General features: G+C 57.3%; 10 protein-coding genes. 6 read left to right on the top strand and 4 right to left on the bottom strand.

Going from position 1 to position 11,838, the window contains the following annotated elements:
* Positions 1 to 86 precede the first annotated feature (86 nt).
* The 3 genes from MHY13_RS05880 (at position 87) to MHY13_RS05870 (ending at position 5,323) form a co-directional block, all read left to right on the top strand.
* A complete protein-coding gene (locus tag MHY13_RS05880) occupies positions 87 to 2,375 on the top strand; it encodes a bifunctional (p)ppGpp synthetase/guanosine-3',5'-bis(diphosphate) 3'-pyrophosphohydrolase (protein ID WP_239282312.1) in 2,289 nt (762 codons plus the stop codon).
* Between the two features lie 205 nt (positions 2,376 to 2,580).
* Positions 2,581 to 4,653, top strand: coding sequence for a bifunctional UDP-sugar hydrolase/5'-nucleotidase (locus tag MHY13_RS05875; RefSeq protein WP_239282310.1), 2,073 nt, complete (start codon positions 2,581 to 2,583; stop codon positions 4,651 to 4,653).
* A gap of 97 nt (positions 4,654 to 4,750) precedes the next feature.
* Positions 4,751 to 5,323 carry a YetF domain-containing protein gene (locus MHY13_RS05870; RefSeq protein ID WP_239282308.1) on the top strand — a complete coding sequence of 191 codons (573 nt, stop codon included), beginning with the start codon at positions 4,751 to 4,753 and terminating at the stop codon, positions 5,321 to 5,323.
* Between the two features lie 130 nt (positions 5,324 to 5,453).
* Here the strand turns inward: MHY13_RS05870 and MHY13_RS05865 are convergent, their stop codons facing one another.
* Together MHY13_RS05865 and MHY13_RS05860 are read right to left on the bottom strand one after the other, a co-directional pair.
* Entirely contained in the window at positions 5,454 to 5,786 is a 333-nt protein-coding gene (locus MHY13_RS05865; protein WP_239282307.1) for a hypothetical protein, read from the bottom strand.
* Positions 5,787 to 6,142: 356 nt separating this feature from the next.
* On the bottom strand, positions 6,143 to 7,003 hold the full coding sequence (locus MHY13_RS05860; protein ID WP_239282305.1) for a peptidylprolyl isomerase: 861 nt from the start codon (positions 7,001 to 7,003) through the stop codon (positions 6,143 to 6,145).
* A 143-nt stretch (positions 7,004 to 7,146) separates the two neighbouring features.
* Here MHY13_RS05860 and tpx point away from each other — a divergent pair, with 143 nt between their 5' ends.
* The 3 genes from tpx (at position 7,147) to hisS (ending at position 9,659) form a co-directional block, all read left to right on the top strand.
* Complete coding sequence (tpx, locus tag MHY13_RS05855) at positions 7,147 to 7,644, top strand: thiol peroxidase (RefSeq protein ID WP_239282303.1); 498 nt, start codon at positions 7,147 to 7,149, stop codon at positions 7,642 to 7,644.
* 84 nt (positions 7,645 to 7,728) lie between these two features.
* A complete protein-coding gene (locus MHY13_RS05850) occupies positions 7,729 to 8,364 on the top strand; it encodes an MBL fold metallo-hydrolase (protein ID WP_239282301.1) in 636 nt (211 codons plus the stop codon).
* Between the two features lie 5 nt (positions 8,365 to 8,369).
* Positions 8,370 to 9,659, top strand: coding sequence for a histidine--tRNA ligase (gene hisS / locus MHY13_RS05845; RefSeq protein ID WP_239282299.1), 1,290 nt, complete (start codon positions 8,370 to 8,372; stop codon positions 9,657 to 9,659).
* Between the two features lie 26 nt (positions 9,660 to 9,685).
* On the opposite strand, the gene MHY13_RS05840 is transcribed toward hisS, so the two are convergent.
* Together MHY13_RS05840 and MHY13_RS05835 are read right to left on the bottom strand one after the other, a co-directional pair.
* Positions 9,686 to 10,261 carry a TetR/AcrR family transcriptional regulator gene (locus tag MHY13_RS05840; RefSeq protein WP_239282297.1) on the bottom strand — a complete coding sequence of 192 codons (576 nt, stop codon included), beginning with the start codon at positions 10,259 to 10,261 and terminating at the stop codon, positions 9,686 to 9,688.
* A gap of 10 nt (positions 10,262 to 10,271) precedes the next feature.
* The gene (locus MHY13_RS05835) at positions 10,272 to 11,681 is read right to left on the bottom strand and encodes an L-serine ammonia-lyase (RefSeq protein WP_239282295.1); all 1,410 of its coding nucleotides are present in this window, start codon (positions 11,679 to 11,681) and stop codon (positions 10,272 to 10,274) included.
* Positions 11,682 to 11,838 lie beyond the last annotated feature (157 nt).

The following is an 11,838-nucleotide window of genomic DNA, read 5'->3' as shown; positions in this document are numbered from 1 at the left end:
GATGGGATGCCTAAGCTAGATTCCACGATCTAGATGGACATGAGGCCACAAGGCCCGTGGCACTGTGAAGGGCGGTAGATTTGGCGATGGACAAACCCGTAAAGCGCCAGTCCGGCGGCGGAATGCGCAGCATGTCGGCTCGCCTAGCTCGTTCGCTTACCGGCGGCCGAGTGAAGGTAAATCCGGTGCTGGACCCGTTGATGTCCATCCACCGCAAGTTTCACCCCAAGGCCGATGCTGATCTACTCAATCGCGCCTATGACACCGCGGAGCGGCTCCATGAAGGTGTCTTTCGCAAATCCGGAGAACCGTATATCACCCACCCGCTCGCCGTGGCGACGATCGCGGCAGAGATCGGTATGGACACCACCACCATCGTCGCAGCACTGCTGCACGACACCGTGGAGGATACGGACTACTCGCTAGAGGACCTCACCTGGGATTTCGGTCCCGAGGTAGCTCGCTTGGTCGATGGCGTGACCAAGCTGGACAAGGTGGCACTAGGCTCGGCAGCAGAGGCCGAGACCATTCGTAAAATGATCGTCGCCATGGCCACCGACCCCCGAGTCCTGGTCATCAAGGTCAGCGACCGTCTGCACAATATGCGTACCATGCGGTTCCTCCCGCCCGAAAAACAGGCTAAGAAGGCGCGGCAAACCCTCGAGGTTATCGCGCCGCTAGCTCACCGCCTCGGCATGGCCAGCGTGAAGTGGGAGCTGGAAGATCTGTCCTTTGCCATCTTGTATCCGAAGAAGTACGACGAGATCGTGCGCATGGTGGCAGATCGCGCCCCCTCCCGCGACCGCGCACTGAAGGAGATCATTAGCCAGGTCAGTGGGGCGCTGAAGGAAAACGGCATTGAAGCCGAGGTTATGGGCCGACCAAAGCATTACTGGTCCATCTATCAAAAGATGATCGTGCGCGGCCGTGACTTCGCGGAGATCTTCGACCTCGTAGGAATCCGCATCTTGGTCGAGGACGTCAATAGCTGTTATGCCGCAATTGGCGTGGTTCACTCGATCTACCAAGCTCTGCCCGGGCGCTTCAAGGACTATATTTCCTCCCCACGTTTCGGCGTGTACCAGTCCCTGCACACCACGGTGCTGGCAGATGGTGGCGCTACCTTGGAGGTCCAGGTACGTACCCACGAGATGCACTACAACGCTGAGTTCGGTGTGGCTGCTCACTGGCGCTACAAAGAAACCAAGGGCAAGAACTCGGGCCACCAGGAAGAAGTGGACCAGATGGCGTGGATGCGCCAACTTCTGGACTGGCAGAAGGAAGCCGCCGATCCCAACGAGTTCCTCGACTCGCTTCGCTACGACCTGACCGCCAAGCAAATCTTCGCCTTTACCCCGAAAGGCGATGTGGTGAACCTGCCTGCCGGTTCAACTCCGGTGGACTTTGCCTACGCAGTACATACTGAGGTCGGGCACAGGTGTATAGGCGCCAAGGTCAATGGCAAGCTAGTCGCGCTCGAATCGAAGCTAAAATCCGGCGACAAGGTGGAAATCTTTACCTCCAAGGATCCCAATGCTGGTCCGTCCCGCGATTGGCAGGATTTCCTGGTGTCCGCTCGCGCCAAGACCAAGGTGCGGCAGTGGTTTGCCAAGGAACGCCGCGAAGAACACTTGGAAGCCGGCCGCGATGCCTTGGCTACCGAAGTCCAGCGCGGTGGCCTGCCTATGCACCGCCTGTTTACTGCCAGCTCCATGAAGCAGGTAGCGGAACAGCTGCACTATACCGATGTCGATTCGCTGTACACCGCCATCGGCGCGGGCCACGTATCTGCTCAACACGTTGCCAACCAATTGGTTGCCATGTTTGGCGACCAAGATGATGCCATCGACACCCTGGCCTCGCGCACGCCACTGTCTGAAATTGAGCACTCCCGTGCCCAACACACCGAAGACTCGGCATCGGGCACAGGCATCTTGGTGGAAGGTAGCCCCGATGTGATGGCAAAGCTCGCCAAGTGCTGCCAGCCCGTGCCGGGCGATGCCATTTTCGGCTTCGTTACCCGCGGCGGGGGAGTCTCCGTGCACCGAGCCGATTGCACAAACGCGGAAAAGCTCAAGGCAGAACCAGAGCGCATGTTGGAGGTGGCCTGGTCTTCTGGTACCTCTGCAACGGGCGCTTTCTCGGCGACGCTGCAATTGGAAGCCCTCGACCGTCAGGGCCTCCTTTCGGAGCTCACTCGGGTAATGAGCGATCAGAACATCAACGTTTTGACCATGAACTCGAATCGCGGCGATGACCATATCGCGACGGTAAGGTTCACATTCTCCGTTTCGGACACCAAGCAATTGGGAACCCTGATGACCACACTGCGCAATACCGAAGGCGTCTTCGACGTCTACCGAGTAACTGCTTAGCGCGCTTTCTCCTTACCCTCAAGGAGGGGCGGGGCAAGCAACGCGAAGGCATCGGGGAGGTTACTTGTGTGTGAATTCTTGGCTGCTGCAAGGTAAAGCTCCAGCAAGCGGGCTTAATTTCTCCTGCCAAGTAGTTAGCGAAGCGATATAAATTATGAAGCGATATAAATTATCCTGTCGCTTTCTACTATCTAGGAGTACTTCAATGCAGTTCCGTCGCATCGGCCAGCTTGTGGCCGCCACTACCGTTTCCGCTGTTGCTCTCTCCGGCGCGCAGGCGGTGGCACAGGAAAACAAGACCACCATCTCCGTCACCAATATCACCGATATTCACGGTCACTTGGAGGACAAGATTGGTGACCCAGCAAAGGCCGGCGATGAGATCGGCGTAGCTCGCCTGCAGACCCTCATTAAACAGGTAAATGAGGGTCAGGAATTCAACCTGACTTCTTCGGGCGATAACGTGGGTGGCTCCGCCTTCGTATCTGCAATTTCTGATGACAAGTACACCCTCGAGGCCCTTAACAAGATGGGCATGAAGGTGTCAGCAGTGGGTAACCACGAGTTCGATAAGGGCACCGAGGATCTCACCGAGCGCATTCAGCCGAACTCTACGTACCCCATCCTGGGCGCAAACGTGCTTAAGGATGGTCAACCCTTGCTCGAGCCTTCTCACGTTGAAGACGTGGACGGCGTCAAAGTGGGTTATGTCGGAACCGTGACGGAAAATACCAAGTACAAGGTATCCGCGGCGAAGATCCCGGGCGTTACCTTCACAGACCCAGTAAAGGCAACGAATGAAGAGGCCACCCGCCTGAAGGAATCTGGCGAGGCGGACGTCGTCGTCGCGCTCTTCCACGAGGATGCCCAAGACTATGCCGAGGGCTTCAATAAAGACGTAGACGTGCTCTTCGGCGGCGATACTCACCAGCGCACCAAGGGCGAAATCCCCCGCGAAGGTGCCCTTCCATTGCAGTGGGCAGAGGGCCATGAGTATGGCAAGCTGCTTAACGACGTCGACATCACCTTTGACAAGTCCGCCAAGAAGGTAACCGACATCAAACTCAGCCAGTACGATGCTACGGATGCTGCCGATGTTGATCCGGACGCCGAGATTGCGGACCTCGTTGAGAAGGCACAGAAGGAAGCCGAGGTTGAAGGTTCTAAGACAGCTGGCAATGTGAAGCAAGACCTGTTCCGTGGCTCTGACGAAGGCGCAGAGGCTGGTTCCAACCATGGCGTAGAATCCACTCTCAATAACTTCATCGCAGAAGGCCAACGCTATGCCATGAGCGAGCAGGTAGGCAAGGATATCGAAATCGGTGTTATGAACGCCGGCGGTGTACGTGCCGACCTAAAGGGCGGAGATGTTACCTACAAGGACATCTTTGAAGTACAGCCTTTTGGCAACTCCGTGATTACCGCCAAGATTTCTGGTGAAGATTTCATCAAGGCATTGGAAAACCAGTGGCAGGAGGGAAGCATTCCACGCCTTGCCATGGGGATTTCCAATAACGTCCAGGTGGTCTACGACCAGAAGGCTGGCAAGGGCGAGCGCGTAAAGTCCGTGACTATCAATGGCGAGCCAATTGATCCGAAGAAGGATTACTCCATTGCGCTGTCTTCCTTCCTTGCTTCCAGTGATGAAGAAGCAGGCGGTGACGGCTACTTCAACGCTGGTTCCATCAAGGACAAGAACGATGTGGGCTACATGGACACTCAGGCCATGATCGACTACATCAAGTCGGGTGAATCGGAGGTCCGCACGGGCCAGGGCCAGATCGGTGCACACATTGAGGGAGACGTGAAGCCGGGTGAGGAAATCACGGTGAACCTGTCCAGCCTCAATTACTCCACCGACGGTGAGCCGATGGCGAAGAAGGCAACCGTGAAGCTGGGCGACGCTGAGCAGACCGTAGACATCGACAACGCCGCACAGGAAGGCGATGCGCAATTTGGTGAGCGCGGTCGCGCAACGGTAAAGCTCACCATTCCAGAGAACCTGAGCGGCAAGCAGAACCTCGAAATCACCACTGACGCAGGCACCAAGGCAACTTTGCCTATCGAGGTAAGCGGCGAGGGCTCCGAAAAGCCGGGAGCTAAGCCTGCGCCAAAGGGCTCTTCCTTCTCCTCCAACGGCTCTTCCGTGGGTGGCGCAGTATTCGCCATCGTTGCAGCGTTGGTAGCTGGCGTTGCGGTTGTGGGCATGAACCCGCAGATTCTTCCTGCTCCAGCGCGCAAGATGATTGAGGACCTGCGCAAGCAGTTCCACATCTAGGACAGCACAGCACTAGGCGGAGCGGCTCTTCCTGAACGGGGGAGCGACGCTCCGCCTTTTCTGTATGTCTAGCGGCTGCCGGGTAACCTAAGCAGTCGTGGATACTCTAGAACTCTTCCTGCGCGAAATTACTTATCAGCTGGGTATTGAATGGCACCGTATTCCCGTTGTCGTGCTGGCGACTTTGGGTATCTACCTATCCTTCATGGTTTTGGTGAAGGTATTTGGCTCTCGCGTGCTTACGTCCATGACGGCCTCAGATGCCATCATCATTATTATGTTCGGCGCGGTCGCGGGCCGTGTCATCGTGGGCAATCCACCGACCCTTGCCGCCGGCGTCATCGGCCTGACCACGCTGATGGCGCTCGAAGCTGCCTTCGGTACCATTCGCAAGGTAGTGAAGTGGACGCGCTTTCTGGACCGTCGTCCCATCCTTTTAGTCTTTAGCGGTGAGATGGTTGAAGATAACCTGACGCTGGCCCACATTACAGAATCGGATATCTACTCGGCGGCTCGTAGAGCCGGCATTAGCCGCATGGAAGACGTGCAGATAATGATCCTGGAGCCTACGGGCCACATCTCCGTCATCAGGGTGGGGCAAACCATCGACCCAGAGCTTTTTAAAGACCTCGTGGGGTCCGAATACATCGAAGACGCTAAAGACTCTTAGGGCGCACTTGACAGCTTAGCCAGGAGCGCAAAGACGATTTGTGGGCTTCCTTTGCCCAAGTGCAAACGAAAAAGCCGCTGCATTCCACTAAGGGAAGCAGCGGCTTAAGAATCGCTATGAAGCGGTGACCTTACTTGTTGCCGATAGGCAGGTCGAAGTACTTGTTAGCGAAGGCGAACAGGGTGCCCAGGGCGCCGATAACAGCGGTGACGACGCCGATCCAAGCCTTTGCCTCGTCAGCCTTCTGCTTGCTGGTCTTCGGAACCTCGTTGCCATCCTTGTCGGTGGTGGTGTCGGAAGAAAGGTTACCGAAGAAGTCGGAGGCGCTGGAGGAGTTGGTCTCGTCGTTCTGGATAGCTGCGCCGTTGTCCTTCTCAGCAGCGGTAGCAACGGTGGTGCCTGCGAAAGCGACGGACAGAGCGGTTGCGCCGGCAACGAGTGCCTTGCGGGAGAAAAGCTTCATTTTTGATTCCTAACAAGCTTGGTGTGTTCAAAGACGTTTCAAATACTAGACAGGCTGACAGGCTTCCGCAACAGTATCGGCAGGTTTTTGTTCATCGGCTGAACTAGCTGAAAGCCCGCTGTGTGCTGCGTGTTTACTACTGTGACTCTTGTGATCTGGGGGAATTTTAGTGTTCTCCTGTTTCTGCAGCTTAACCCTCATAATAGAGCTCAGCTTAAATTAAGGAAAGGATAAGCCCCGGCGCATTCATCCACGGAATGTGTGGTCAATGGCCGGGGCTTTGTACCCGCCCCCGTTAGGGGGTGGTGCGGTGGAGCTAAGAGGGGGGCGTCGCCAAGCAGGGCTTTTTCTGTCGCCTAAGCCTTGACGGTTGCCTTCTTAATCTTGACTTCCTTAGCGGGCTTACCATCTGGCTGGCCGCCTTCGACGCCGTTCTTGGCAATCTTATCCATCGTCTTCATGCCCTTTTCGGTGATGGTGGCGAAGTAGGTGTAGCTCGGGGCCAGCTCAGAATCGTCGTAGTTGAGGAAGAACTGGGAACCATTGGTGTCTGGGCCGCTGTTGGCCATGGCGACGGAACCGCGCGGGTAGACAACGGGGTTCTGTGCGTCCTTCTCCTCCACCTCGTCGGTGGGGTACTCATCAGCAAAGCTGAAGCCGGGGCCGCCGGAACCGGAACCGGTTGGGTCGCCGCACTGCAGTACGTTGATCCCGCTTGAGGTCATGCGGTGGCAAACGGTGTCGTCGTAGTAGCCCGACTTGGCTAGCTCAGAAATAGCGTTGGTGGTACACGGCGCCTTGGCGCGGTCCATTTCCATCTCAATAGTGCCCTGGTTGGTCTCAAAGGAAACGGTGACGGTGCCCTTGGTGGAAATATCCTTGCCGTTGGGCTTCTTTGCGCCGTTGGACTCTTGCCCGTTGTCCTCATATTTACAGGTCACAGTATCCGGCAGGGCCTTGGCGCGCTTGTCAGCGATGGGCTGCGCCTGTGGCGTTTCTTGCGAGGTCTCAGCTGCGGAAGACTCTTCAGCCTGTACGTTTTCATCGTCGCCTTCGCGGGTGGACAAGAAGTAGATGCCGCCGACGAGGGCGAGAATTACTACGAGGGAGGCGGCAACAACGCCTAGCGGGCGTGCCTTCTGCTTGCGTTCGCGGGATTTCAGCTCGCGCTCGAGCTTGCTCAGCGCCTCTTCGCCGCGCTTTTGATTATTTGGCACCGGGAGTCAACCTTTCTAGCGATTATCGGTGGCATGATTCAACCTGACTGAGTCTAGCGGTTCCCGACAGCTGAGAAAGCGTTGGCATGGAAAACTGAGCAAGTTAATAGCTCTAAAGCCCAATAATAAGTACGCTGGTTTCTATGGTTGAACCAGATTTTACCGATCCGCCAACGCCCACCGTTGGTGAACTTCCCCCAGTGGGAGACCCGCTGCCCGAGTTTGAACTCATCGGTACCGACCTGCGTCAGATTACCAATGAGACCTTTGCGGGCACGCGCCTTATTATTTCCATCTTGCCCTCTGTTGAAACCCCTGCCTGTCAGGAGCAGCTGCGCCGTTTTCATGAGCAGGTTTCTCAGCTAGATAACACTAAGCTTCTCTCCGTTTCTCTCGATTTGCCCTTTACCCTCAAGCGCTTTTGCGCGGCTGACGGCATTGATGATGTCATCACCGCCTCCGCATTTCGCTCTGACTTTGGTGAGAAGTTCGGCGTGACTGTGCGCGATTCCGTCTTGGAAGGCTTGCTTGCCCGCTCCGTGGTGGTGGCTGATGAAAACCACAAGGTCATCCACACTCAAATGGTTCCTGGCGTGGTCACCCAGCTTGATTATGACAAGGTCTGGGATATTTTGCGTTAAGCCGTTCGGCGCTGCCGGCCTCTACTCATCCTGAAAATGGGGGAGGCCGGCTCTTTTTTGTTTCGGGCAGCTAGGGTAGTGGGCATGGAAATCTACGGTTTTACTGCCGGTCCGTTTCAGACCAATACCTATGTGATTGCGGAAGGCCGCCGCGCTTTCATAGTGGACCCGGGCATGGATGCGATGGAAAAGGTCATCGAGCATGACTTGGACTATGAGGCTATCGTGCTCACACACGGCCATATTGACCACACCCGAGATGCCGGGTCTTTGGCAGAAAAGCTCGACATCCCTGTTTATATCCACCCTGCTGACAGGTTTATGCTCGATAGCGGCGAAGGAGTGTCGCCCCAGGCCCAAGAGCTTTTCGACGCCGCCCATATGACCCCCATCTCCGACCTCCGCGAGCTCCATGATGGCGAAACCCTGGAGCTTATTGGTCATACCTTTGCTCTCAAACACGCGCCCGGGCATTCGCCGGGATGCGTGATGATTGTCGCCGAGGACTTTGCCCTCACCGGTGACGTGCTCTTCGCCGGGGCCATTGGGCGTACTGACTTACCTCACTCGGACCCTAATGCCATGCAGAAGTCGCTTGCTGGCCCAGTGTGGAGTCTGCCCGATAACCTTGACATTCTACCCGGCCACGGGCCCACCACCACGATGCGTAAGGAGGGGGCGACCAATCCCTTCTTCGCGACATTGAGGGAGGTACTGTAATACCCGTGAGTAAAAAGAAGCAGTTCCAAGCCCTGTCCGCCCCCAAAGGTGTCCCAGACTATTTCCCACCGCAGTCGGCCGCATTCTATAAGGTGCGCCAGACCATGGTGGAGCAGGCACATCTGTCCGGCTTCCAGCACATTGAGCTGCCCATTTTCGAAGACACCGCGCTTTTCGCCCGTGGCGTGGGCGAGTCCACCGACGTGGTGTCTAAGGAGATGTACACCTTTGCTGATCGCGGCGACCGTTCCGTTACTTTGCGCCCAGAGGGTACCGCTGGCGTGATGCGCTCGGTCATCGAGCACAACCTGGACCGCGGCCAGCTGCCCGTGAAGCTCAACTATTTTGGCCCCTTCTTCCGCTATGAGCGCCCCCAGGCTGGCCGCTACCGCCAGCTACAGCAGGTCGGTGTAGAGGCTATTGGCGTGGACGACCCTGCGCTAGACGCCGAGGTCATCGCCTTGGCGGATCGTTCCTTCCGCGCGCTGGGGCTTAGCGGCTTCCGCCTCGAGCTCACCAGCTTGGGCGATCGCAATTGCCGCCCGGCTTACCGCGAGAAGCTGCAGGAATTCCTCTTTAAGCTCGACTTGGATGAAGAGACCCGTCACCGTGCAGAGATCAACCCTTTGCGCGTGCTGGATGACAAGCGCCCGGAAGTCCAGGAACAGCTTGCCGACGCCCCCTTGATGCTCGACCACCTCAATGACGAATGCCGCGATCACTTCGAAACTGTCACCGGCATGCTGGATGATATGGGCGTAGCCTACGAGATTAATCCGCGCATGGTCCGCGGCTTGGACTACTACACCAAGACCTGCTTCGAGTTCGTCCATGACGGACTCGGCGCGCAGTCCGGCATCGGTGGCGGTGGCCGCTACGACGGGCTGATGGCCCAGCTAGGCGGTCAAGACCTATCCGGTATCGGCTACGGTCTGGGTGTCGACCGCGCCCTGCTGGCGCTGGAGGCTGAGGGCATCACCCTCGAAGGCGTGGAGTCCCGCGTGGACGTCTTTGGCGTTGCACTGGGTAGCGCCGCCAAGCGCACCATGACCACCCTGATCAATGACCTCCGCAAGGCTGGAATCTCTGCGGATATGTCCTTTGGAGACCGCGGCTTGAAGGGCGCGATGAAGGGCGCCGACCGCGCCGGTGCACGGTTCGCGCTGGTCTTGGGGGAGCAGGAGCTAGAAAATGGCACGGTTGCGCTCAAGGACCTTGCTGCTCATGAGCAGCACGACGTAAAGGTTTCTGACCTAGTGTCCGTACTTGCTCGGGAAATCAACGGCGAGGCCTAAAATTCTGCGGCCGGTGGGCATCGCGCTTAGGCGCGGTGCCCAATTTTTATGCCCGCTAGAAAGAGATCAATGATCTTTTCCTGAATATCCGGCTGGTAGGCCTCGATATCAACCTCACGGGGTCGTGCCAGGCTCAACAGTCCCACAATGAATTCGAGGTGGGTGACGCCGGGGCCAATCTCGCCTTGCTCTTGGCCCAGCTCAATAAACCGTCGCCCGTTGCGCTCCAGAAGGTCGCGCTGGGCGGTTAACTGAGGGCTAAGGGAATCCAAATCCTGCGGGACGAACGCAGGAATGAGCGTGTTTAGTCCCATTGTCAGGATATGGGTGGCGTAGGTCCGGACGTAGTCTTCCCCAGAATGTGTAGAGTTCTCGAAGTCCGCGATGAGGCGCTGTTGAAACTTGGCAAAGGCATCACCCATATATTCCGCGCACGCGCGGATAAGGCTCGCGCGGTTGGGGAAGTTGCGATAGACCGTAGCCACACTTACGCCTGCCTGCGTAGCCACTTTTTCCAAAGCAACATCATCGCCGTGGGTACGAAAGAGCTGGCAGGCCGCGGCAATAATGGCGGTGCGGCGGTGAAGGGCATCTGCGCGCATGGAATCCTTTTTAGCACTCCACCTGCGAAACGCTAAAGCCCATGGTCTTGGCCAATCCGCCCAGGGAGGTCTCCTTGTATTTGGAGAGCATATCGCGGCCGGTTTCAGCCATGGTTTGCACCGCATTGTCCAAGGTCACGTGGTGAGTTCCTTCGCCCATTTTGGCCATACGCGCGGCGTTGATGGACTTTACCGCGCCAATGGCATTGCGCTCGATGCACGGAATCTGCACCAATCCGCCCACTGGGTCGCAGGTAAGGCCCAAATTATGCTCCAAAGCAATCTCAGCGGCGTTTTCCACCTGCGCCGGGGCTGCTCCCAGCAGCTCCGCCATGCCTGCGGCGGCCATAGCGGAGGCGGAACCCACTTCGCCTTGGCAGCCAACCTCGGCTCCGGAGATGGACGCGTTCTCCTTGATAATCATGCCGATGGCACCGGCGGTCAATAAGTACCGACGGGCAGTGGAACGGGTGAAGTCTGCACGGAAATCGCGCGCATAATGCAGTACTGCTGGAATGATGCCGCATGCGCCGTTGGTAGGTGCAGTAATGACGCGGCCACCGGCAGCGTTTTGCTCATTAACCGCTAGGGCGTACAGGTTAACCCACTCCATGGCGGAGAAACCGCAGCTGGTGTCGTCCTGGTCTTCTAGCAACTGGGCGTACATCTTCGGGGCACGGCGTGCCACACGCAGGCCACCTGGAAGAAGGCCCTTGGTGGAAATACCCTCAGTCACACACTCACGCATGATGTCCCAGACCAAATCAAGGTGGCGCAGAACGTATTCCGCGCCGCCTTCATCGCGGTGCAAGGCCTCCTCGTTGGCAAGGACGAGCTCCCAAATTGCTTTGTCATGAGCTTCGCAGAGGTTGAGCAGTTCTTCGCCCGTGGTGAACTCATAGGGAACGGAGTCATCTACCTGGGCTGCGGCTACGCCGGCGGGAACCTCATGGCTCTCGGCGACTTCCGCATCGAGCTCGGCGCGGGAGAGGATAAAGCCGCCGCCGACAGAAAAGTACTCTTCCTTTTCTGCGAGCAGGTTTCCGCTGTCATCCCAGGCGCTAAAAATCATGCCATTTGGGTGCTGGGGCAGCGGTTCATTATCAAAGACGATCTCATAGTCCACCGTGCCCCGGGGACCAGAAATGGTTCCCTCGCTAGGGATAAAGCCGCCCGAGTGAGGCTCGGCATCGATAGGCACGCTTAGCGGATCCCAGCCGGCGAGCCCAAGGATGACGGCGCGATCGGAAGCGTGGCCACGGCCAGTGGCGGAAAGCGAGCCGCGCAACTCCGTATAGACCTTAGCTGGGTGCTTCTCTAGGGAATCGAGGAATTGCTTAGCCGCGCGCATGGGCCCGACGGTGTGCGAAGAGGAAGGGCCAATGCCGATGGAGAAGATGTCCGTGACGCTAATTGTCATAGTTAAGCTGTGCCGAACCTTTCTGAAGGGATAGCTATAGGGTGCTTGCTGTGCCGCTATTGGGGTAAAGCTGGACCCAAAGGGTAGAGGCAGATTTTATGTGACCAGGGTAGCGAAAGTCACACCTTCTATCAATCGCTGTCTATGCGTAGCGCTG

Origin of the sequence: Corynebacterium sp. ACRPE, from assembly GCF_022347435.1 — a bacterium.
GTDB classification, from domain to species: domain Bacteria; phylum Actinomycetota; class Actinomycetes; order Mycobacteriales; family Mycobacteriaceae; genus Corynebacterium; species Corynebacterium tuberculostearicum_D.
The sequence above is the reverse complement of the archived record's forward strand: the minus strand, read 5'-3'. Positions and strand labels throughout refer to the sequence as shown.

Excerpts from the sequence above, each read along its gene's own strand:
- tpx (WP_239282303.1), top strand. The coding sequence starts at position 7,147 with ATGGTTGAACCAGATTTTACCGATCCGCCAACGCCCACCGTTGGTGAA.
- MHY13_RS05880 (WP_239282312.1), top strand. The coding sequence starts at position 87 with ATGGACAAACCCGTAAAGCGCCAGTCCGGCGGCGGAATGCGCAGCATG.
- MHY13_RS05840 (WP_239282297.1), bottom strand. The coding sequence starts at position 10,261 with ATGCGCGCAGATGCCCTTCACCGCCGCACCGCCATTATTGCCGCGGCC.
- MHY13_RS05865 (WP_239282307.1), bottom strand. The coding sequence starts at position 5,786 with ATGAAGCTTTTCTCCCGCAAGGCACTCGTTGCCGGCGCAACCGCTCTG.
- MHY13_RS05835 (WP_239282295.1), bottom strand. The coding sequence starts at position 11,681 with ATGACAATTAGCGTCACGGACATCTTCTCCATCGGCATTGGCCCTTCC.
- MHY13_RS05875 (WP_239282310.1), top strand. The coding sequence starts at position 2,581 with ATGCAGTTCCGTCGCATCGGCCAGCTTGTGGCCGCCACTACCGTTTCC.
- MHY13_RS05850 (WP_239282301.1), top strand. The coding sequence starts at position 7,729 with ATGGAAATCTACGGTTTTACTGCCGGTCCGTTTCAGACCAATACCTAT.